20 protein-coding genes and 1 pseudogene are annotated in these 20,577 nt (G+C 62.5%); 3 read left to right on the top strand and 18 right to left on the bottom strand.

The genetic code is table 11. The features are described from left to right. Positions 1-70 precede the first annotated feature (70 nt). The 7 genes from NKH80_RS13740 to NKH80_RS13710 all read right to left on the bottom strand — a co-directional run bounded on the left by NKH80_RS13740 (position 71) and on the right by NKH80_RS13710 (position 7,706). A complete protein-coding gene (locus NKH80_RS13740) occupies positions 71-778 on the bottom strand; it encodes a DUF1045 domain-containing protein (protein ID WP_352700982.1) in 708 nt (235 codons plus the stop codon). 147 nt (positions 779-925) lie between these two features. Continuing rightward, positions 926-1,738: a 5-deoxy-glucuronate isomerase gene (gene iolB / locus NKH80_RS13735; protein WP_352991976.1), complete on the bottom strand. Its 813-nt coding sequence runs from the start codon at positions 1,736-1,738 to the stop codon at positions 926-928. 2 nt (positions 1,739-1,740) lie between these two features. Then, positions 1,741-1,959, bottom strand: coding sequence for a DUF3329 domain-containing protein (locus NKH80_RS13730; RefSeq protein WP_352991974.1), 219 nt, complete (start codon positions 1,957-1,959; stop codon positions 1,741-1,743). A 41-nt stretch (positions 1,960-2,000) separates the two neighbouring features. Continuing rightward, positions 2,001-2,918 (bottom strand): myo-inosose-2 dehydratase, encoded by a 918-nt coding sequence (gene iolE / locus NKH80_RS13725; protein WP_352991972.1) that lies wholly within the window; start codon positions 2,916-2,918, stop codon positions 2,001-2,003. Positions 2,919-2,964: 46 nt separating this feature from the next. Beyond that, the gene (gene iolD, locus NKH80_RS13720) at positions 2,965-4,809 is read right to left on the bottom strand and encodes a 3D-(3,5/4)-trihydroxycyclohexane-1,2-dione acylhydrolase (decyclizing) (protein WP_352991970.1); all 1,845 of its coding nucleotides are present in this window, start codon (positions 4,807-4,809) and stop codon (positions 2,965-2,967) included. A 34-nt stretch (positions 4,810-4,843) separates the two neighbouring features. Further along, positions 4,844-6,778, bottom strand: coding sequence for a bifunctional 5-dehydro-2-deoxygluconokinase/5-dehydro-2-deoxyphosphogluconate aldolase (locus NKH80_RS13715; RefSeq protein WP_352991968.1), 1,935 nt, complete (start codon positions 6,776-6,778; stop codon positions 4,844-4,846). Positions 6,779-6,977: 199 nt separating this feature from the next. After that, a complete protein-coding gene (locus NKH80_RS13710; RefSeq protein WP_352991966.1) occupies positions 6,978-7,706 on the bottom strand; it encodes an SDR family oxidoreductase in 729 nt (242 codons plus the stop codon). A 136-nt stretch (positions 7,707-7,842) separates the two neighbouring features. Between NKH80_RS13710 and NKH80_RS13705 the strand changes: the two genes are divergently transcribed. Beyond that, the gene (locus NKH80_RS13705; protein ID WP_352992064.1) at positions 7,843-8,733 is read left to right on the top strand and encodes an AraC family transcriptional regulator; all 891 of its coding nucleotides are present in this window, start codon (positions 7,843-7,845) and stop codon (positions 8,731-8,733) included. Here NKH80_RS13705 and NKH80_RS13700 read toward each other — a convergent pair. Further along, positions 8,730-9,575 (bottom strand): MurR/RpiR family transcriptional regulator, encoded by an 846-nt coding sequence (locus tag NKH80_RS13700; RefSeq protein ID WP_352464792.1) that lies wholly within the window; start codon positions 9,573-9,575, stop codon positions 8,730-8,732. The two genes, NKH80_RS13705 and NKH80_RS13700, sit on opposite strands and share 4 nt — an antisense overlap. Before the next feature lie 153 nt (positions 9,576-9,728). On the opposite strand from NKH80_RS13700, the gene NKH80_RS13695 reads away from it, so the two are divergent. Then, the gene (locus NKH80_RS13695; RefSeq protein ID WP_352647770.1) at positions 9,729-10,838 is read left to right on the top strand and encodes a Gfo/Idh/MocA family protein; all 1,110 of its coding nucleotides are present in this window, start codon (positions 9,729-9,731) and stop codon (positions 10,836-10,838) included. A gap of 32 nt (positions 10,839-10,870) precedes the next feature. Here the strand turns inward: NKH80_RS13695 and NKH80_RS13690 are convergent, their stop codons facing one another. After that, positions 10,871-11,572 carry a helix-turn-helix transcriptional regulator gene (locus NKH80_RS13690; RefSeq protein ID WP_352991964.1) on the bottom strand — a complete coding sequence of 234 codons (702 nt, stop codon included), beginning with the start codon at positions 11,570-11,572 and terminating at the stop codon, positions 10,871-10,873. 127 nt (positions 11,573-11,699) lie between these two features. Between NKH80_RS13690 and NKH80_RS13685 the strand changes: the two genes are divergently transcribed. After that, positions 11,700-12,335, top strand: a complete 636-nt coding sequence (locus NKH80_RS13685; RefSeq protein ID WP_352700974.1) for a LysE family translocator — start codon at positions 11,700-11,702, stop codon at positions 12,333-12,335. 48 nt (positions 12,336-12,383) lie between these two features. Here NKH80_RS13685 and NKH80_RS13680 read toward each other — a convergent pair whose 3' ends face one another. The 9 genes and pseudogenes from NKH80_RS13680 to NKH80_RS13640 form a co-directional block, all read right to left on the bottom strand. Further along, the gene (locus tag NKH80_RS13680) at positions 12,384-13,475 is read right to left on the bottom strand and encodes a 3-deoxy-7-phosphoheptulonate synthase (protein WP_352700973.1); all 1,092 of its coding nucleotides are present in this window, start codon (positions 13,473-13,475) and stop codon (positions 12,384-12,386) included. A 274-nt stretch (positions 13,476-13,749) separates the two neighbouring features. After that, positions 13,750-13,992: a hypothetical protein gene (locus tag NKH80_RS13675; protein ID WP_352686496.1), complete on the bottom strand. Its 243-nt coding sequence runs from the start codon at positions 13,990-13,992 to the stop codon at positions 13,750-13,752. After that, positions 13,992-14,261 carry a type II toxin-antitoxin system Phd/YefM family antitoxin gene (locus tag NKH80_RS13670; RefSeq protein WP_352686499.1) on the bottom strand — a complete coding sequence of 90 codons (270 nt, stop codon included), beginning with the start codon at positions 14,259-14,261 and terminating at the stop codon, positions 13,992-13,994. The genes NKH80_RS13675 and NKH80_RS13670 overlap by 1 nt, the downstream gene beginning before the upstream one ends. 84 nt (positions 14,262-14,345) lie before the next feature. Further along, positions 14,346-15,140, bottom strand: coding sequence for an SDR family oxidoreductase (locus tag NKH80_RS13665; RefSeq protein WP_352899465.1), 795 nt, complete (start codon positions 15,138-15,140; stop codon positions 14,346-14,348). A 23-nt stretch (positions 15,141-15,163) separates the two neighbouring features. Beyond that, on the bottom strand, positions 15,164-16,165 hold the full coding sequence (gene iolG, locus NKH80_RS13660) for an inositol 2-dehydrogenase (protein WP_254815917.1): 1,002 nt from the start codon (positions 16,163-16,165) through the stop codon (positions 15,164-15,166). 67 nt (positions 16,166-16,232) lie between these two features. Continuing rightward, complete coding sequence (locus NKH80_RS13655; RefSeq protein ID WP_352700971.1) at positions 16,233-17,000, bottom strand: ATP-binding cassette domain-containing protein; 768 nt, start codon at positions 16,998-17,000, stop codon at positions 16,233-16,235. 2 nt (positions 17,001-17,002) lie between these two features. Then, entirely contained in the window at positions 17,003-18,079 is a 1,077-nt protein-coding gene (locus tag NKH80_RS13650; RefSeq protein WP_292655972.1) for an ABC transporter permease, read from the bottom strand. A gap of 102 nt (positions 18,080-18,181) precedes the next feature. Then, a pseudogene (locus NKH80_RS13645) lies at positions 18,182-19,120 on the bottom strand (sugar ABC transporter substrate-binding protein); the annotation flags it as partial. Between the two features lie 308 nt (positions 19,121-19,428). Next, positions 19,429-20,460, bottom strand: coding sequence for a LacI family DNA-binding transcriptional regulator (locus NKH80_RS13640; RefSeq protein WP_352700970.1), 1,032 nt, complete (start codon positions 20,458-20,460; stop codon positions 19,429-19,431). Between the last annotated feature and the right edge of the window lie 117 nt (positions 20,461-20,577).

Genomic DNA, 20,577 nt, shown 5'->3' with positions numbered 1-20,577 from the left:
GTCCTTGCAGGATTTTGCAGCCAACTGGAACCAATTGGCGTCGCACAAACGCGGTTAGAGCAAATAGTCATTAGGCAGTTCTTCTGGCCGGGCGGCGCCCGAGCGCGTGATGGGACAGCACCATGAACGGCGCGCCGGGTTCAGTTTCCACAAACAGCGTCAGCGCGTCCACCGGCACCGGCCTTTGCAGCACGCCCGCAAACAGACTGTCGATTGCTAAGCGAAGACGAGGGCTTTCCTGTGACGAGACCCGGCCGGACAGCGTCATGTGGAAGCGAAACGTCTCGAAGACATAGGGATAACCCCATTGGCAGAGATTGCGGAACTCGTCGGGCTTCAGCGAATCGGGGCTGCGCCGTTCGATCTCGGCTTCCGTCAACGGCGCGCGAAAGCGGTCGAAGTCGCGCACCACATCATCGGCGAAGCGGTTGAGCGACGGCAGCGGTGCTTCCGGCACCAGCGCGAAGAAACCGTCGATCTGGCTGACGACGAGGCGCGGGACCGTAACCACCGGCGTTGCCTCGGCAAAATCGTCGAGTGCCGCGCGAAGCGAGGTTTCCGTCTCATTGGAGGCCAGTCGAAAGGGCGCCTTCAGCGTAGCATGAAAGCCATAGCGGCGCGCCGAAGCGGTATGGAAGGCAACTTCTGCCGCCGACAACTCGCCCACTGCCTCGACCGGCTTTGTGGCGGCACCGAATGGGTCGCGGCCGAGCCAGTTGGCGGCGATCCGTGCCAGCGGTTCGTCCTGTCGGGGGGTGAAATAGATCGCGTAGCGCATCGAAAGTCCTCGTCAGCCCCGCTGCCATAGGTGATTTCCATGACGAATTGACGAAGCTTTGCGGCGTTTTCGGTAACAAAACCACACAGCCGGGTCGTTAGCCGACGATTTTCGCTTGGACCAGCGATTGGGGCGAAGGGGAAGTGGTTAGGCCTTCATCAGCCATTCGTGCTCGGGCGCGTTGTGGAATTTCCACGTCCGCTTCGGTCCGGCCATGACGTTGAGATAATAGAGATCATAGCCGTGGCAGGCTGCGCAGGGGTGATAACCCCTGGGTACCAGCACGACGTCGCCGTCCTCGATCGCCATCGCCTCGTCGAGCGAACGAGCACCGCTCTGGTCGGCGTCGGTGTAGACGCGCTGGAAAGCAAAGCCCTGTGGCGGGTTGAGGCGGTGGTAGTAGGTTTCCTCCAGATAGGATTCAGCCGGCAAATTGTCCTGGTCGTGCTTGTGCGGCGGATAGCTTGATGTGTGGCCGCCGGGTGTGATGACCTCGACCACCAGCAAGGAATCGGCCGGCTTGCCCTCCGGCAGGATGTTGGTGACGTAGCGCGTGTTGGTGCCTTTGCCGCGAACCTCCTGGCCGAGATCGTCGGGCCCGATGACACGGACCGGCAGACCGCCGCCCAGTCCTGGCGCCGAGCAGACGGCAAGTTCGAGATCGGTATCGGCGCTCACCGACCACTCCGACCCCTGCGGCACATAGACCGACCAAGGCTTGCCTTCGAACGGCGACATGCGTTCGCCCAGCAGGCCGAGATCCTTGCCGCCGGCTTTGGCCTTGCCCTTGCCGGTGACGAACACCAGGCAGACCTCACGATCCGCGGTTTGCCCGGAAGCGCTCTCGCCGGGCCTCAGCCGATGCAGATCGAAGCCGACATAGGTCCAGCCGGCGTTTTGCGGCGTCACATGAGCGACGCGGCCGTGGCCCTTATTGGCTTTGATGAGCAGCTTCGACATGGTCATTCCTTCGGTCTGGCGTCCGCCGATGGCTTGTCCTCGTCAGCCGGCTTGTAGAGATAGAAGAATTGCCAGACGGCATAGCCGGCGAAGCCGAGCGCGATCACGCCCCAGAACGGCGTGCCGGTGGCGAATTCGATCACCGACCAGACCAGGCAGACCGCGACAACGGCAACGCGCCGCCACAGCGGCCGGAAAAACGGGTGCTCGGAGTCCTTCATCGGATCACCCCCGGCATCGGATCAGCCCTTCCGCGCGAGCCTCAAGCATTGGGAAAGCCTTGTGTCTCCACCGTGTAGCCGGCCGCTGTCATCACCCGCATCAATTCCTTGTAGCCGACCTGCGCCATCTTGAGCGGCGGGTTCTTCTTCGGATTCTGCTCGGCCTCCACCACGAACCAGCCTTCATAGCCATGGTCGGCGAGCCTCTGGACGATGGCGCCAAAGTCCAGCGAGCCGTCTCCCGGCACGGTGAAGGCACCAAGCGCCACCGCATCGAGAAAGGATTGCCTGCTACGATCCAGCTTGTTGATCACCTCCATGCGCACGTCTTTCACATGCACGTGGTTGATGCGCCGGTGGTGATTATCAATAGCGCGCAGCACATCGCCCCCGGCAAAGGCCAGGTGACCCGCGTCGAGCAGCAATGGAATGCCTTCTCCCGAATAGCGCATGAAGGCGTCGAGCTCTGGCTCGGTCTCGACCACCGCCGCCATGTGATGGTGATAGGAGAGCGGCATGCCTTGCTCGGCACACCATTCGCCGAACTGCGTGAGCTGCTTCGCGTAGGCTTTCATCTCATCGTCCGAAAGCCTGGGCTTGCTGGCGAGGGGTTTCGAACGGTCGCCCTGGATGGAGCGGCCGACTTCGCCATAGACGATGCAGGGCGCATTCACCGCCTTGAACAGGTCGATCATCGGCTGGATACGATCCTTGTTCTTCGCCATGTATTCGTCGACCAGCGTCCCCGAGAACCAGCCGCCGCAAAGCGTCACGTCGGCCTCTTTCAGGATCGGCAGCATGATTTGCGGATCGTTGGGAAAGCGGCGGCCCATTTCCATGCCGGTAAAGCCAGCCGAGCGCGACTGGCGCAGGCACTCCTCCAGCGACACATCATCGCTGAGTTCGGCAAGATCGTCGTTCCACCACGCAATGGGGGACATGCCCAGTTTGGCTTTCAAGTCGTCACTCCAGTTTCGGACATTTCGAGGCGCGTTCGCGGATGGCTCAAAGAACCCGCCCGCTCAGCGCTTCCTCGTATTTCTTGCGCGCCGCATTCACTTGCGGCCGTGCCGAGACTTCCGGCACTGCTACATCCCACCAGCTTCCACCGGCCTCCGTCGAAACCAACGGGTCGGTGTCGATGACCAGCACGGTCGTTCGCGTGTTCTTCTTCGCTTGCGCCAGCGCCGTTTCCAGCCCGGCGATCGATGGCACTTTTTCGGCAATCGCACCCATGCTCGCAGCATGCGCGGCGAAGTCGATCTCGGGCAAGGTTTCGTGACGGGCGTCCTTCAGCAGATTGTTGAAGTTGGCGCCGCCGGTCGCCATCTGCAGCCGGTTGATGCAGCCATAGCCGCGGTTGTCGAGCAGCACGATGGTCAGCTTGAGGCCGAGCATCACAGAGGTCGCGATCTCGGAATTGAGCATCAGGTAGGAGCCATCGCCGATCATCACGACTACCTCTTCGTCCGGCTTGGCCATCTTGACGCCGAGTCCGCCGGCGATTTCATAGCCCATTGTCGAGAAGCCGTATTCTGCGTGGTAGGAGCCGGGCGCGCCCGCCTGCCAGAGCTTGTGCAACTCGCCGGGCAAGCCGCCGGCGGCGTGGAGCAGTACCACGCCGGAGCCCATGGAGCGCTGTACGGCGCCGATCACCTGCGCGTCGGACGGATAGGCGGCATTGGTCGACGCAGTCACCTTGCCCGCCTCCGCCTGCCATTCCTTTTTGCCCTTGATCGCATTGTCGGTCCAGGCGGCAGGCGCCTTCCAACCCTTCAGCGCCTCGCCGAGTTCGGCGAGCCCTTCCGCCGCATCGGCGACCAGCGGCAGCGCCTGGTGCTTTCCGGCGTCGAAGGGCTGGACGTTGAGTCCGATAATGGTCCTGCCGGCATTCTTGAACAGTGCCCAGGAGCCGGTGGTGAAGTCCTGCAACCTGGTGCCGACGGCAAGCACGACGTCGGCCTCTTCGGCCAGCCTGTTGGCAGCCGAAGTGCCGGTGACGCCGACCGCCGCCATGTTCAGCGGATGATCGTCGGGCAGCGAGGATTTGCCGCCTTGCGTCTCGCAGACCGGAACACCGGCGTCCTGCACCAGTCTGGCCAGTTCACCCGACGCCTGCGAATAGAGTACGCCGCCGCCGGCAATCACCAATGGCTTCTTCGCCGCTTTAAGTGCTGCCACCGCGGCGGCCAACTCCTGGCGATCCGGACGCGGTCGCCGCTGATGCCAGATTCGTTCGGCAAAGAAGCTCTCGGGGTAGTCATACGCTTCTGCCTGCACGTCCTGGCACAGCGCCAGCGTCACCGGGCCGCACTCGGCGGGATCGGTCAGCACCTGCATGGCGCGGTTGAGCGCCGGCATGATCTGCTCCGGCCGGGTGATGCGGTCGAAATAGCGCGACACCGGCCGGAGGCAGTCATTGACGGTCGCCGTGCCGTCGGAGAAATCCTCGGCCTGCTGCAGGACAGGGTCGGGAATGCGATTGGCAAAGACGTCGCCGGGCAGAAACAGGACAGGCAACCTGTTTACATGCGCAAGCGCCGCAGCGGTCACCATGTTGAGCGCGCCGGGGCCGATCGAACTGGTCGCAGCCATGAAGCGGCGGCGGAAATTGGCTTTGGCATAGGCGATAGCCGCATGCGCCATTGCCTGCTCGTTATGGGCACGGAAGGTCGGCAGCTCGTCGCGAACCTGGTACAGCGCCTCACCGACGCCGGCGACATTGCCGTGGCCGAAGATCGCCCAGACGCCGCCAAAGATCGGCACCTTCCCCCCGTCCATCTCGGTCATCTGTCGAGCAAGAAAGCGGGTCAGAGTCTGCGCCATCGTCAGGCGGATTGTCTTGGTCATGTCGGTTCCTCCGCAGTCCTTATGCCGCGCCTTCTTATGCTGCTTTGCGGCCGCGCGCGGCAAGCCACGCCTCGGTCAGTCTCTCGAAGCGAGATGCCATGTCGGCAACCGCTTCATCGTCCGACATCTTGCCGGCAAGCCATTGTTCGGCCGCGTTGATGAAGATGGTGCGGCCGACGGCAAAGCCCTTGACGATGGGCGCCTTGGCGGTGGCGGCAAAGGCCGCTTCCAGCTCGTCCTGCGGCGCTTCCAAACCGAGCAGCACAATCCCGCGGCACCACGGATCGTTTTTCAGGATCACCGCCTCGATCTTTGCCCATGCGCCGTGCGATGCCTGCGGTTCGAGCTTCCACCAATCGGGCTTGATGCCGAGTGCGTAGAGTTCCTCGAGCGCGCGCGGGATGGTCATGTCGTCGAGCTTGCCATGCTTGCCGGCGATGATCTCCACCAGAAGTTCTCTGCCCACTTTCCGCGCGGCCTCGAACAAAGCGCGCAGTTTCTGCTGCTGTTCGGTCTTCAGCTCCGCCGGATCATCGGGATGATAGAAGCACAGGCACTTGATGCAGTGGTCGACCGGCCATTCGGTCAGTTGCCAACCAATGTCTTGCGAGAACTCGAAGCGAAGCGGCCGCGAACCCGGCAACTCGACCGGCCGGCCGAGCCAGGTGAAGGAATGGTGGGCGAATTCGAACATCGCCTCGCGTCCGTATTTTTCGTCGAGCAGCATGCCATAGCCGGCGCGGCCGGCCGCGACTTTGGCCGCAGCCTTGACAGTCAGCACCTTGAAAGCCGGGATCCGCGACGGATCGGCGCCGGCTTTTGCCGCGACGTCCTCCAGCTGGACGCGGTGGTCGCAGGCGAACGCCATCAGCGAGGGGATGTCGCGCCGGCGCGTGGTCGCCCAATGGATGTGGTTGATCGCCTCGTCCTTGCGCAGCGCCAGGTGCTTGCTGCCGTTTTTCAGGAAGAACTGCAATTCCTCGAAAGTCGGGTATTCAGGAGCGCAGAGGAGCCGCGACACGGCAAATGCCCCGCAGGCATTGGCCCAGGTCGCCGCTGTCGCCAGGCTTTCCTCGCCGAGCCAGCCGCGCAGGAAGCCCGACATGAAGGCGTCGCCGGCGCCAAGCACATTGTAGACCTCGATAGGAAACCCCTTGCCGACGATGCCGTCCTCGAGATCGTCGCTGATCGGCCCGTCATAGACGATGCAGCCCATGGCGCCGCGCTTCAGCACGATGGTTGCCGCCGACAGCGAGCGGATGGTTTTCAGCGCGCTCAGGCAATCGTCTGCGCCCGACGCGATCATGATTTCCTCTTCGGTGCCGACGATGAGATCGCAGTCGGGCAGCACCGTCTTCAGCCGCGCCGAGACGCGGTCGGATTTCACATAGCGCTCGAAACCTTCGGCGTGGCCGGCGAGACCCCACAGGTTGGGGCGGTAGTCGATGTCGAACACCACCTTGCCGCCCTTGGCTTTCATGACACGGATCGCCTTGCGCTGGGCGGCGTCGCTGTTGGGTCGTGAAAAATGCGTGCCGGTGACGACGATCGCGCGTGCCGAAGCGATGAACGCCTCATCGATGTCGTCTTCCGAAAGTGCCATGTCGGCGCAATCGCTGCGATAGAAGATCATCGGCGAGACGCCTTCATCCTCGACCGACAGCAGCACCAGGGCGGTCAGCCGCTCCGGATCGGCCTTGAGGCCTTGGACCGAAACGCCCTCGCGGGTCAGCTGCTCGCGGATGAAGCGGCCCATCTGCTCATTGCCGACGCGGGTGAGCAGCGCCGAGCGCAGGCCTAGTCTGGCAGTGCCGACTGCGATATTGGCCGGACAGCCGCCGACCGACTTGGCAAAGGAAGTAATGTCCTCAAGGCGCGAGCCGATCTGCTGGCCGTAGAGATCGACGGAAGCGCGGCCGATCGTGATGATGTCGAGCGGCGAATATTTCGCTTCCACGGCCTCGCCCATTCGAACCTCCCATCGGCTTTGTTGTCTTGGGTAACACGCGCGAGCGGCAGCGTGGCGCCAGCAATATGAAATAATAATTCCAATTCATAGTCAATATGGAACGAGCATTCCCAAGCTGAAAAGTGCTGTGCAAGGCTCGCGCGTTCAGAAACTTTGAAGTCAGACGAACGTCAAGTGTCTACCACTGAGACCAGCTGATTTACCAAGGAAGTGGGCCATCATCGTTGAAGTACCCGGCGGTCGGGCCATCGGCGTCCAAGGTCGCCAGGTGAATGACGACCTCCGCCGCCTGCTCCACCGTACGGTGACCTTTATAGCCGTTGAGATCGGTGGCAGTGTAGCCAGGCGCGGCGGCGTTGACCTTGATGCCTTGCGGTGCGAGCTCCCTGGCGAAGGCCACCGTGATGGCGTTTAACGCTGTCTTGGAGCTGCCGTAGCTCATCATATTGACGGCGTGGTTCGCGGTGGCGGGATCCAGCGCCCGGCCGATGGAGCCGGTGGAGCTGCTCACCATCACGATCCGGGCAGCAGGTGCTGCCAGCAGCAGCGGCAGGAATGCCTGGGTCACGCGGATCGGGCCGAAGACATTGACGTCGTAGGTGGCCTGGACATCGGCGATCCGCTGCTGGCTCGGCGGCAGGTCGTAGTTGATGGCGACGCCGGCGTTGTTCACCAGCACGTCAAGGCGGGGGCTGGCCTGCCCGAACGCCTCGGCTGCCGCCTTCACACTGTCATCCCTCGTGACGTCCAACTCAAGCCACTCTACGTCGTGGCCTTCGGCACGCAATGCCTGCGCCGCCGCCATGCCGCGTTCGGCGCTCCTGGCTCCGAGCCAGACCTTGAAGCCCATGGTCGCCATTCGCCGGGCGATTTCACGGCCTATACCCTTGTTGGCGCCGGTCACCAGCGCAGTTTTCGATGTCGTCATATCGTGTCTCCATGTTTGCTGTGGAAGACCCACAAATGGCGCGAGGCAGCGGGCGCCGCGCGCCGGAAACTCTCCGGCTGTTGCCTAATCCTCTCACGCTGTTGCGCGGCTGGTGCGAATGCGCGATGCTGGCGCAATGAGCGAGGCGCTGCAGGAGTTGATCGAAATCGCCGGCCGCCATGCGCGCGGGCGAAGAATAGGAACGGCGATTCCCCGCGTTTCGATCGGCCGCAGCGAAGTCGCGACGGCGCCATTGCCGGGTGTGTGGGGGTCGGGGGTCTTATTCGTATTGCAGGGCGCGAAGACGGTTCTGATCGGCGACCGGGCTCTTCGTTACGACCCGGCCAGCTATTTCATCTACACTGTCGAGACGCCCAGCATCAGCCAGATAGTCGAAGCGAGCGCCGCACGTCCTTATCTGGCCATTGGCTTGACCCTTGACCTGCAGGCTGTCGCCGCACTCCTCGTTGAGCACGGGCCGGTCCTCGGCGGCGACAGGTTCTCCACCTCTCCCGTTGATGACGACCTGCTCGACGCGTTGCGCCGAATGCTGCGGCTGCTTGACCGGCCAGCGGAGATTCCCGTGCTTGCGGCCATGCTCGAGCGGGAGATGCTGTTTCGGCTCCTGCAAGGCCCGCAAGGCGGAAAGCTTCGTGAACTTGCGCGCGCCGACGGCCATCTGTCCCGGATTGGCCAGGCGATCGCCTGGATCCGCTCGCATCCCCATCAGCCAGTCCGGGTCGGGGATCTGGCCGAAATCGCCCATATGAGCAGCGCTGCGTTCTATCGTCACTTCAAGGCGGCGACGGCCATGAGCCCAATCCAGTATCAAAAGCAAATCCGCTTGCTGGAAGCCCGCCATCTGCTGATTGCCCAGCCGGGCAACGTGGCGCGTGTCGCCTTCGCTGTCGGCTATGAGAGTGCTTCCCAGTTCAGCCGGGAGTATGCCCGCCAGTTCGGATCGCCGCCTGCCCGCGACGCAGCGCGGCTTTTGGCAGGAGGCGAAACGGCAATAGAGGTGCTCTAAGGCTTGCGCTTCCTGCCGCTATCGCGCCGCTTCTCGCCGACGGCGACAGTCAGCGCCATGGCCAAGGCCATCGTCGCCGACAGCGAGCGGAAGCCGGCGAAATCGGCCTCGGCGACCTCGAACCAGACCCTGGCGAACTGGGCGAGCGGCGAAAAGGAGGAGTCGGTAATCGCCACGATCGGCACGCCTTGTTCCGAAATGACGCGCGCCTCCTCGATGGTGGCCGGGGCATAGGGTGAAAAGCTTATGGCGATGACGGCGTCCCTTGGAGAGGCAAAGCCGATCATCTCCGCATTGAGGCCGGCGGCCGATTCGATAAGCTGGTTGCGGATCTTGAGCTTGCCCAATGCGTAGGCGATATAGGAGGCGACCGGGTAGGAGCGCCGCTTGGCCAGGACGTAAATGGTTTCGGCCTTGGCCAGCACGGCGATCGCATCTTCGAAATGGTCTTCATTCAGCGTGCGCGAAATGTCGTTGAGCGAGGTGCTGGCTGCGGCAACAAAACCGTCGAAAATCGCGCGGTGGCCGGCGCCTTCCTCGGCCTTGGCGCGCAATGCCGCCAGCCTTTCATCATAGGACGAGTTGCGCTCGCGCAGACGCTCGCGAAACACCAACTGCAGGCTGGTGAAACCATCAAAACCAAGCTGCTGGGCAAAGCGGATCAGCGTCGAAGGCTGGACACCGGCGGAAGCGGCGATGCTGGCGGCGGTGCCGAAGGCGATATCGTCTGGGTTGTCGAGCGCATAGGCGGCGATCTGGGCGATACGTTTCGGCAGGCTCTGGCGCCGCTCCAGGATCGTCGCCCGCAGCGTCTCGAAATCGCGCGGCACCCGTTCGTCCATCGTCGCTCCGCCCCGGCTCATCGTCTGGTTCCCTCTGTGCCCCATCATAGCGGGCCTGTGCAAGAACACCATAAAAAATGAGACAAGCGTTCCATCTGCAGACAAATTGGACTAATTCATCCACACAAACTTTGCACACAGGGAGGCAAGCGGATGGTCGGGGTAGGTCTTATCGGCACGGGCTTCATGGGTAAGTGCCACGCCATTGCCTGGAACGCGGTTGGTACCGTCTTTCCCGATGTGGACAAGCCAAGGCTGGTTCATCTGGGCGAGGTCAACGAGGACCTTGCCAAACGCCGTGCCAGCGAATTCGGCTTCGCCAGGGCCTCCGGTGACTGGCGCGCGGTGGTCGACGATCCCGACGTCGATGTCATCTCGCTGACCACGCCGAACCAGTTCCACCCGGAAATGGCCATCGCCATCCTCGAAGCCGGGAAGCATCTGTGGTGTGAAAAACCGATGGCGCCGAGTTTTGCGGAGGCGCAAGCAATGGCTGCGGCAGCCCAAAAGTCCGGCAAAGTCGCCGCGCTCGGCTATAACTACATCCAGAACCCCGCAATCCGCCATATCGGCGCGCTGCTCGACGAGAAGATCATCGGCGAGGTCAACCATCTGCGCATCGAGATGGACGAGGACTTCATGGCCGATCCGGAGGCGCTGTTCTTCTGGAAGCACGAGGCGGCGTCCGGTTACGGCGCGCTCGACGATTTCGCCGTGCATCCGCTTTCGCTCATCGCCGTGCTGTTCGGCCGCGTTGCCCGCGTCATGTGCGACATGGCCAAACCCTATGCCGAACGCCGCGTCGCCTCGGGCGGGCGCCGCACGGTCGAAACCTACGACATCGCCAGTATCCTGATGCATCTCGAAAACGGCATCGCCGGCACGCTGCTGGTCAACCGTTCGGCCTGGGGCCGCAAAGGCCGGATCGCCATCCAGATTTTTGGCTCGAAGGGCTCGATCCTGTACGATCAGGAGCGGATGAATGAGTTCCAGCTCTATCTGACAGCCGACCGGCCGACCGAGCAAGGCTATCGCACGATCCTGGTGGCGCCGCACCACAAGCCCTACGACGCCTTCCTGCCGGCACCCGGCCACGGGCTTGGCTTCAACGACCTCAAGATCATCGAATGCAGGGAACTTTTGACGCGGCTGGCCGGCAAGCCGGCGCGCATCATCGATTTCGAAGAAGGCCTGGAGATCGAGCGCACCGTGCACGCGATGGCCAGGTCGTTCAGTGAGAGCCGCTGGGAGGACGTGAGGTAGCCCTCCCCGGCATCCGCTTCACAGTGGCCGCTTCAGCCGCCTGCGGCCGAGGTGTCCGTTTCCCACCCGTTCACCCAGACCTGCCGCAAACCGTCGCCTTCACCCTTGAACCATAGTCCCGTCGCCTGGCAATCCTCGATCCGGTCGCTGCGGAAATTGCGGATTGCCTGGCGCAGCTCGCACCAGGCAACGATGTTGGCGGTTTCGGAGTAGTAGATGAGGGCGATCGGACAGATGATGCGCTCGGTGGCTCGGCCCAGTTCGTCGCGGTAGGAAAGGTCCAGCTTGGCCTCGTCGCGGATGGCACGGCGCACCAACGCCAGATCGACCGCGGAGGCCGATGGCGTGGCAAAACCCCATGCATGCAACTGATTGGCGTCGAGCGTTTGGCGCAAAGGCGGCGGCACCGCGCCGGCGATCTTGGCGCTGACGCGCTTGGCCGCCTGCTTGAGCTCGCTGTCGCCCGTGCGTTCGAGCAGCGCGAGAGACAGTACGATCGCCTCCATCTCCTCGATCGAAAACATCAACGGCGGCAAGTCGAAGCCAGGACGCAGTATGTAGCCGATGCCGCGCCCGCCCTCGATCGGCACGCGCATCGCCTGCAGTGCGGCAATGTCGCGATAGACCGAGCGCACCGTCACCTCCAGCCGCTCGGCGATCATTGCCGCCGTCACCGGCTTCCTCGCCAGCCGCAGGATCTGGATGATCTCGAACAGACGCGACGCCTTGCGCATTCCCTCACTCGGCCCGAAGGCAACTGACAACACCTCGTCAGTTGGACTGACCTATAGGATCGCCTATCGAATTGAAAATCAACAAGTTCCTCTGCAGCTCGCCTGCATGAGGCGACAGGCAACTGACATGGACTACGCGGCAAACCTCTGGCTCTTCTTTCTCCTCCTTCTCGGCATCATCATCGTGCCCGGCATGGACATGCTTTTCGTGCTTGCCAATGCGCTGACCGGCGGCAGCAGCAGAGGGCTTGCGGCGACCGGCGGCATCATGCTGGGCGGCGTGGTGCATACGCTGAACGGCGCGCTCGGCGTCGGCCTGCTCATGCATTTCTTGCCGATCCTCTTCAATCCGCTGCTGATTGCCGGCGCGGCCTACATGGCCTTTATCGGCATCACGCTGATGCGCAGCTCCATCACCGTCGGCCATGACGGCCCTGCCGCCAGCCGCTCCGCATGGAAGGCCTTTCGCCAGGGGATCATGACCTGCCTGATTAATCCAAAGGCCTATCTCTTTGTTCTTGCCGTCTATCCGCAGTTTCTGAGGCCGGATTACGGCCCGATCTGGATGCAGGCGATCATCATGGGGCTCATGACGATCGCCACGCAGTTCGCTGTCTATGGCGGACTCGCAATTACCGCCGGTCGCAGCCGCGATCTGCTGGTCGCCAATCCAAGGGCAACCGCTCTTGCCGGCCGGGCGGCCGGACTGCTTCTCGTTGCGGTTTCGGCGCTCACCGTCTGGGAAGGCTTGAAGGCGGCGTGAATTCCGCGCCCGAAGGGCGCAACGTCCATGGCAGCGGCGCCGGCCGGGTCAGGCGGCTCCCGGACGGCTTGATATCATGGCGCGGCGCACCGACCGGCGCCGCTCGACGGCGTCGGCAAGGCCGTAAAGCACCGTCTCGGTGGTTGCCCAGTCGATGCAGCCATCGGTGATGCTCTGGCCATAGACAAGCGGCTTGCCGGGCACGACATCCTGCCGGCCGGCGACAAGGTTGCTCTCGATCATGACGCCGATGATGCGCTCGTCGCCCGCTGCGACCTGGCCCGCCACCTCGGCTGCCACCCCTGGCTGGTTTTCCGGCTTCTTGCTGCTGTTGGCGTGGCTGACATCGATCATCAGCCGCGGCGCCACGCCGATCCGGCCGAGTTCCGCGCAGGCAGCAGCAATGCTGGCCGCGTCATAATTCGGCACAATACCGCCGCGCAGGATGACGTGGCAGTCCTCGTTGCCGGTTGTCGTAGCGATGGCGCTGCGCCCACCTTTCGTCACCGCCATGAAATGATGCGGCTGGGCGGCGGATTTCACGGCTTCGGCGGCGATCCGCAAATTGCCGTCGGTGCCGTTCTTGAAGCCGACCGGGCAGGACAGGCCTGACGCCAGTTCGCGATGGATCTGGCTCTCGGTCGTACGCGCGCCGATCGCGCCCCAGGCGACGAGGTCGGCAATATATTGCGGGGTGGCCATGTCGAGGAATTCGGTGGCCGCCGGAAGGCCGAGATTGTTGACCGCGGAGAGCACGTTGCGGGCCATCCGCAACCCCTTGTCGATGTTGAAGCTGCCGTCGAGATCGGGATCGTTGATCAGGCCTTTCCAGCCGACCGTCGTGCGCGGCTTCTCGAAATACACCCGCATCACGATCTCCAGCCGGTCCGACAGGCTTTCGCGCAGCGTCGCCAGACGACTGGCATAGTCTACGGCAGCGGCCGGGTCGTGGATCGAACAGGGGCCGACGACAACCACCAGTCGGTCGTCGGCGCCGGTCAGCACGGCGTGGATCGCGTTGCGTGATGCGGCAACGGTGCGCGTCGCCGTCAGCGTGCGCGGTATCTCCCGCATCACCTCGTCCGGCGTGCTCAATTCCCTTATTTCTTTGACCCGAAGATCGTCTGTGGTCGTCAACACGGCTTTCTGCTCCTGTTTGTTTGGAGCATGATCTTTTCCGAAAACCGGATGCCACTTTTCGGGATCATGCTTTAGGAGACCTGCCGGCAAACAAAAAAGCCGCCAGGTCTGGCGGCTGTTCGGATTTTTGATGCTGCAATCTTCAGATCGAGCGCAATCCTCCCGCCGCCAGCGAGCTGCTAAAGTACCAATAGGTGGCGGTCAGGTTGATCATGCGGCTCATATAATCGATGCCGGGGCGCTTGTCACGTGGGTGATGAGGCGAAGCAGTGTCTCAGTTTGAAATGTGCTCCTGGCCTTGGGGAAACCAGATGCCACGCCGAAACCAGTTGGCCACGCCCAGATTGGGTATGACGTGATTCTGGTCAAGGTCATTCATGTCCTTGATGATCTCGATGCCGACAACATTCTCGGCAGACCCAAAGGCAAGCGAAAAGAGTTGTAGCGCGTCGGCTTTCGATTGCGCGGTGACGCCAACCCCGAGGTGGCCGCTTACCTTGATCCAATAGGGATGCATCAGACGTGCTCTTGCCGCCCCAGCGGTTCGTCACGCTGACGCCCAAGGTTGAGATCGGCGCCGCGCAGCGGGGAGTCCAACAGGAACTCCGCAAGCGTACCCTTGCGTGCGGTCTTGCGCTGCCATTCCTCGGCCGAGACGACAACCACGATCGGTTTGCCGTTTCTGGTGATCGTCTGCGGCGCCGACTGCGCGCGCTCGATGACCTCTGAGAGCCGGGCTTTTGCCCCGGCGACCGTCCAATTGGTATTCTTAGGTGCAGGCGGCATCTTAATCCCGTGACTAGTCCGACTACGTTGACTATGCGGGAATGGCGATGCCGACGCAACAGACGCAGGGCCACTCAGCTGGCCTTACTCCGGCGACGCCCCCGCGATGCTCTGGTCGTAGTCGACCAGCGATCCGGTCATGACGCCGGACTGCGGGCTGATCATATAGCTGATCAACCGGGCAAGCTGTGCCGGTTTCACCAATTGACCCATCGGCTGCGCGGCCTCGGCCCGTTCCAGCCAGTCGTCCGGCGCGTCGTGCCATTTTTTCTGCACGATCGCTTCGCCCTCGGTGTCCATCCAGCCGGGCAGCACCGCATTGCAGCGGATGCGATTGCCGCGATAGGCATTGGCGACATTCTTGGTCAGTGTCGCCAGCGCACCCTTGCTCGACGAATAGGGTGCCAGGAACGACTGGCCGCAATGCGCCGACATCGACAGCACGTTGACGATCGAGCCCGGTGCCTTGCGCGCCAGCAAATGCGCCACCACGCCCTGCATCAGGAAAAACGGGCCGCGCACATTGGTCTGGAATATCTGGTCGAAGAGATCCTCGGAGGTCTCGACCAGCGAGCCGCGAGCCGAGGTGGCAGCGGCGTTGACCAGCGCGTTGACGGTACCGAAATGGCCAATCGCCATTTCGACCGCACGCTTGCAGTCGGCCACCTCTGAGACGTCGGCACTGATGAAGATGGCATCGACACCTGCCCGCTTGAGAGTGGCGACAGCTTTGTCGCCTTTCTCTTGCGAGCGGCCGATCAGCGCCAGCGCCCGGCAGCCCTCATCGGCCAGCGCTTCGGCGACGGCAAAGCCGATGCCTTGTGCGCCGCCGGTGACGATGGCGCGTGTTTCGGAATTGCGACCGGCGGAACCGTTCATCGCCTTGCTCCTGTGTTTGATAGTCAGATTGTTTTGTCGAGGCGGACGGTCTTGCCTTCCTTGGCCGATTTCAGCGCCGCATCTGCCAGCCTGAGCGCCACCAGGCCATCCTGGCCGCTCGGCGCCGCCTTCTTGCCCGACGTCGCTGCCGCGATGAAGGCGGCGATCTCGTTGGCATAGGCGTCGAGATAACGGGTCATGAAGAAATCGTGCAGCGGCGGCCGCGTATAACCTTTCTCGTTGGCCAGTTCGATCGACACCGGCCGCTGGTTTTCGGCCGCGATCATGCCTTTCGAGCCATGCACCTCGATGCGCTGGTCGTAGCCATAGGTGGCGCGGCGCGAGTTGGAGATGACGCATTGCTTGCCGGAGGCGGTTTCGAGGATGACGCTGACGCTGTCGAAGTCGCCGGCTTCGCCGATCTTCTTGTCGACCAGCACCGAAGCGTGCGCGCTGACCGCCACCGGCTCCTCGCCGAGCAGGAAGCGCGCCATGTCGAAATCATGAATGGTCATGTCGCGGAAGATGCCGCCCGAGCGGCCGATATAGTCGAGCGGCGGCGGGCCGGGATCGCGCGAGGTGATCGTCACCATTTCGACGGTGCCGATGGCGCCGTCGTCGATCGCCTTGCGCACGGCGGCAAAATGCGGATCGAAGCGGCGGTTGAAGCCGACCATCAGGGTGGCGCCGGCCTTGTCGACGACGGCCAGGCAACGTTCCACCCTGGCGGCGTCGAGGTCGATCGGCTTTTCGCAGAAAATCGCTTTACCCGCTTTGGCGAAGCGTTCGATCAGATCGGCATGAGTGTCGGTCGGCGTGCAGATGACGACCGCATCGATATCGCCGGCCTTCTCGATGGCATCGATGCTGCGCACTTCGGCGCCATAGGCAGAGGCCAGATCGGTCGCCGCCTTCTCGAAGGCATCGGCAACTGCAACCAGCCTGGCCTGCGGATTGGAACCAACGGCGCGAGCATGGACCTTGCCGATACGGCCGGCACCGAGAAGAGCAAAGCGAAGAGGCATGAAGAATTTTCCTTTGAGGATGGTTGGGAAGGGAAGGCGTGTCAGCGCCTGTGGCCTGGCGTTGCCGTTACGCCGCAAGCTCCGCCCGCCCGGTCTTGGCACCGGTGATGTAGGAGACGATATCGTTGCCGTCGGTGTCTTGCTTGCGCAAATTGGCGACGATGCGGCCGCGCCGGAAAACGACGATGCGGTCGACCAGGTCGAACACCTGGCGCATGTTGTGAGAGATCAGGATCAGCGGTTCGCCATTTTCCTTCAGCGTGCGGATGATGTTTTCGACCTGCATCGTCTCCTGCACGCCGAGTGCCGCCGTCGGCTCATCCATGATGATGAGCTTGGAAGCAAAGGTCGCGGTTCTGGCAATTGCCACGCACTGGCGCTGGCCGCCCGACATATGGCGGATGGTGTTGGAAAGATTGGGGATCTTGACCGCCGTGCGGACCAAGGCTGCCTCGGTCGCCTTGCGCATGAACTTGCGATCGAGGATCGAGAAGGGTCCTAGATTGAACAGCACCCGCTCGCGGCCGAGGAACAGGTTCGACGGCACGTCGAGATCGTCGGCGAGCGCCAGGTTCTGGAACACGGTCTCGATGCCCGCCTCGCGGGCTTCGATCGGGCCGGCAAAATTCACTTCCTTGCCGTCGAACCACATCCTGCCGCTAGTGCGCTGCTCGACGCCGGTGATCTGGCGTACGAAGGTCGATTTGCCAGCGCCGTTGTCGCCCATGATAGCGACATGCTCGCCCTTGTGCAGCTCGAAGTTGGCACCCTCCAGCGCATGGACGCCGCCATAATACTTGGTCAGGTTTTCCGTCTTCAGGACGATGTCCGACATGGTCAAGCCCTCATTGCCCGCAGGCGTTGGCGCCACTGGTCGAGAACGACTGCGCCGACGATGATCACGCCTTTGACCATCTCCTGATAATAGGCGTCGAGGCGCAGAAAGGTGAAGCCGGAGATGATGACGCCGAAGATCAGCGAGCCGATCACCGTCCCGATAATCGAGCCGCGGCCGCCCGACAGCGAGACGCCGCCGATAACCGCCATGGCGATCGCGTCGAGCTCGTACATCACACCCATGCCGGCCTGGGCGGTGAGATTCTTCGAGCTCAGCACCACGGCGGCGAGCGCGGCGAGGACGCCGGCAATGACGTAGACGAGGATCTTGTGGTTGGCGATGTTGATGCCGGACATGCGCGCGGCGTCCTCATTGGAGCCGATTGCATAGCAGTGCTTGCCATATTTGGTGTAGCTCAGGATCAGCTGAAACAGCACCGCGAGCGATATGAAGATGATGACCGGCATCAGCCCCTTGCCGATGGCGGCGAAACTCTCGGTCGGAAACGAGATCGGCTGTCCCTTCGACCACCATTTGGCGATGCCGCGCGCGGTCACCATCATGCCGAGCGTGGCGATGAACGGCGGAATGCGGGTGTAGGCGATCAATGCACCGTTGACCAGGCCGGCCAGCAGTCCGCAGCCGATCGCGACCAGCACCGGCACGATCACCGGCAGGTCGGTCCAGCCCTGGGCGATGAACATCGCCTTGGGGTTCGGGTTGCCGTTGACGGTCGCCACCTGGGCGAAGCTCATGGCGATCATTGCCGTGGCGCCGACGATCGAACCTGAGGACAGGTCGATGCCGCCGGTAATGATCACCTGCGTCACGCCGATGGCAATGATGCCGACGATCGACACCTGCAGGATGATGATCTGCAGGCGCGCTTCGTTGAAGATCGCATCGATATTGTCGCGGGTATTGAACAGGAAGCTGTCGCCCAGGAAGACCCGGCCGATCAGCTCGAAAGCGCCGACCAGGATGACGAGCGCCAGGAAGACGTTGAATTCGGCCGGCCATGCGCGCCGCTTCGCATCATAGCTGAGCCCGCCGACGCCGTGAGATGTCTGTGCCAATCGTGCTTCCTCCGTCAGCCACAGTCTCTTTCGGCCGCTCTTCAGGCCGAGAGAGAGAGAAGGAGGAGCGGCGCTGGTGCGCCGCGCCGGTCCGCGGCCGCAGTTCTTCGTCAGGAACTTGTCGATATTCGCCGGCGTGACCAATTGGAACGGGATATAGACCTTGTGCTCGACCTTTTCGCCCTTCGCCAGCTTGAGCGCCGCGTCAAGCGCGCCGGCGCCTTGGCCGGCCGCGTCCTGGAACACCGTCACATCGAGATCGCCCGCCTGCATCGCTGCAAGCGCGTCCTGGGTAGCGTCGACGCCGCCGACGACAACCGACTTCATGTCGATGTTGGCGGCCTTCATCGCCTGGATGGCGCCGATCGCGCTTTCGTCATTGTTGGCGATGACGCCGTCGAACGGCTTGCCGGTCGACAGCCAGTTGGTCATCAGGTTCTGCGCTTCTTCGCGCTTCCAGTTCGACGTCTGCTTATCGATGATCTTGATGAAGCTGCACTCCGGCGTGGCGATCACATCGTCAATGTCCTTGGTGCGCTGCACCGCTGCCTGGTTCGACAGTTCGCCCATGATCACATAGACGTTGGCTTCAGTCTTGCCGGCCTCCTTGAATAGGCGGCAGACCTCCTTGGTCTCGAGCGTGCCGGAATCGGCTTCGTTCGAGGCGACGAAGGCCTGGTTTTCGGGCAGCGTGTCGACGTTGACCGGCTCGCGATTGACATAGACCAGTGGAATCTTGGCGGCGGCGGCTGCGTCCGACATCGCCTGGGTCGCCGAGGTGTCGACCGGGTTGACGATGATGGCGTCGACGCCCGAGGCGGCGAAGTTCTTGATCTGGTCGAGTTGCTTGGCGACGTCGTTCTGCGCATCCTCCACCTGCAGTTCCACGCCGTCCATGCCCTTGGCCTGCTCGATCATGCCGTTGCGCAGCACGGTGAGAAAATTGTCGTCGAACAACGCCATCGACACGCCGATCTTGGCAGCGAAGGCGGACGAACTCATCAGCGCCGCGAACGCGACGCCCAACAGCAGTTTTTTCATTTTATTTCTCCTCCACATTGGTGTCCGGCTGCACCGATCTACCCGGAATCCCCGATCTCGCAGGGAATTCTCTCCCGATTGCCATTTTAGTTCCGGAGGCATTTGCCTGAAACAGATCTTCCGGAACGAAAGAACCAAAATGCTCTGTCGGTGAAATATTTATTCCATTTCGCGTGGGCGTCAAGCGAGATTTCGCCATGAAGGATGGATTTTCGGCATTTCAAGCGCATTTGGACGGACGCTCAGGCAAGCCAAGCCTGAAAGCGTTCTGATAGATTACATCATGTCTGCCGCCAATGACCGCGACGTCAGATGTTTTCCGGCAGATAGATGTCGAAGGGCAGAAAGGTCTGGCCCGGCGCATTCGCAGCGCCGGTCTCGATGGCATGCGCCATCAGCCCGACAAGCTCGCGGCAAAGCGCTGCCAGTGGCGTCGAGATCACCATCGTCAGGAAATTATCCGCCAGCGCCGAGCGGGAGTCGGGCGTGATCTCGTTGCAGACGACCGCCGGCACCTCTGCCGGCTTTGCCTCCCTCAGCGCCGAGATCGCGCCTTCCATGCCGCCACCGGCGACATAGCAGCCGACGAGATCAGGGTGGCGGGCTAGAAGCTCGATCATTGCATCATGCGTGATCTGGTTCGCTTCCAGATTGACCAACGTCTCGAGCAGGGTGAATTCCGGCGCCTGCTCGCGAAAGAAGGAGCGAAAACCGATCTCGCGAAGCTCATGGCCATGGAAGCGATGGCTGCCGACGAAGAGGGCAACCTTGCCAGGCCTCTTCGCAGCCTTCGAGATCATCCAGGCGGCGGTGCGGCCGACCTTGCGATTGTCCAGGCCGACATAGCCCTCGCGAATACCGGACGCAAAGTCGGAAAGCAGGGAGAACACCGGTACGCCATTGGCTTTGAGAGCCTCGACGGCGACCGTCAGCGTCGGGTGATCAGGCCCGACCAGGGCGACGGCCCTGGATTTGGCGGCCAGCTTGCGCATCCGCTCGACGATCTCGTCCGGCGCCAGCGAGCCGGCGAAGTCGATGGTCGCCACGCCGCGAACGCGCGGCGACTGCGATACCGCCAGTTCAAGCTCGCGGGCAAATTCGCTGTAGAAGACGTCCTCCCGCCGCAACAGCAGGAACCCGAGCCGATACTCCGGCAATTCATGGCGCATCCGCTGCTTGATCAGCCCGGCTGCGTGATAGCCAATGCTGGTCGCCGCTTCATAGACGCGGCGCGCGGTTTCCTCGCGCACTGGCAACCGGTTGTTCAGCACCCGGTCGACGGTGGCGACGCTGACCCCCGAAATGCGTGCCAAATCGGTAATCGTCGGCCGTTTCGCCATCGCTGCCTCGCTCTATTGTTCGGCTTTTACACCATTATGATGGAAAATGATAGAAACTATCTTTGTGATATTGAGCCTATCAGGCTTCGGCGTTATTTGAATGCGGACCGACTATGA

The sequence above is a fragment of the Mesorhizobium sp. M0904 genome, assembly GCF_040319475.1.
Lineage (GTDB): Bacteria > Pseudomonadota > Alphaproteobacteria > Rhizobiales > Rhizobiaceae > Mesorhizobium.
The sequence above is the reverse complement of the archived record's forward strand: the minus strand, read 5'-3'. Positions and strand labels throughout refer to the sequence as shown.

Excerpts from the sequence above, each read along its gene's own strand:
- NKH80_RS13640 (WP_352700970.1), bottom strand. The coding sequence starts at position 20,460 with ATGGCGAAACGGCCGACGATTACCGATTTGGCACGCATTTCGGGGGTC.
- NKH80_RS13685 (WP_352700974.1), top strand. The coding sequence starts at position 11,700 with ATGGACTACGCGGCAAACCTCTGGCTCTTCTTTCTCCTCCTTCTCGGC.
- NKH80_RS13740 (WP_352700982.1), bottom strand. The coding sequence starts at position 778 with ATGCGCTACGCGATCTATTTCACCCCCCGACAGGACGAACCGCTGGCA.
- NKH80_RS13710 (WP_352991966.1), bottom strand. The coding sequence starts at position 7,706 with ATGACGACATCGAAAACTGCGCTGGTGACCGGCGCCAACAAGGGTATA.
- NKH80_RS13670 (WP_352686499.1), bottom strand. The coding sequence starts at position 14,261 with ATGCCGCCTGCACCTAAGAATACCAATTGGACGGTCGCCGGGGCAAAA.
- iolG (WP_254815917.1), bottom strand. The coding sequence starts at position 16,165 with ATGCCTCTTCGCTTTGCTCTTCTCGGTGCCGGCCGTATCGGCAAGGTC.
- NKH80_RS13730 (WP_352991974.1), bottom strand. The coding sequence starts at position 1,959 with ATGAAGGACTCCGAGCACCCGTTTTTCCGGCCGCTGTGGCGGCGCGTT.
- NKH80_RS13655 (WP_352700971.1), bottom strand. The coding sequence starts at position 17,000 with ATGTCGGACATCGTCCTGAAGACGGAAAACCTGACCAAGTATTATGGC.
- iolD (WP_352991970.1), bottom strand. The coding sequence starts at position 4,809 with ATGACCAAGACAATCCGCCTGACGATGGCGCAGACTCTGACCCGCTTT.
- NKH80_RS13675 (WP_352686496.1), bottom strand. The coding sequence starts at position 13,992 with ATGCATCCCTATTGGATCAAGGTAAGCGGCCACCTCGGGGTTGGCGTC.
- NKH80_RS13705 (WP_352992064.1), top strand. The coding sequence starts at position 7,843 with ATGAGCGAGGCGCTGCAGGAGTTGATCGAAATCGCCGGCCGCCATGCG.
- NKH80_RS13700 (WP_352464792.1), bottom strand. The coding sequence starts at position 9,575 with ATGGACGAACGGGTGCCGCGCGATTTCGAGACGCTGCGGGCGACGATC.
- NKH80_RS13715 (WP_352991968.1), bottom strand. The coding sequence starts at position 6,778 with ATGGGCGAGGCCGTGGAAGCGAAATATTCGCCGCTCGACATCATCACG.
- NKH80_RS13665 (WP_352899465.1), bottom strand. The coding sequence starts at position 15,140 with ATGAACGGTTCCGCCGGTCGCAATTCCGAAACACGCGCCATCGTCACC.
- iolB (WP_352991976.1), bottom strand. The coding sequence starts at position 1,738 with ATGTCGAAGCTGCTCATCAAAGCCAATAAGGGCCACGGCCGCGTCGCT.
- NKH80_RS13695 (WP_352647770.1), top strand. The coding sequence starts at position 9,729 with ATGGTCGGGGTAGGTCTTATCGGCACGGGCTTCATGGGTAAGTGCCAC.
- NKH80_RS13690 (WP_352991964.1), bottom strand. The coding sequence starts at position 11,572 with ATGCGCAAGGCGTCGCGTCTGTTCGAGATCATCCAGATCCTGCGGCTG.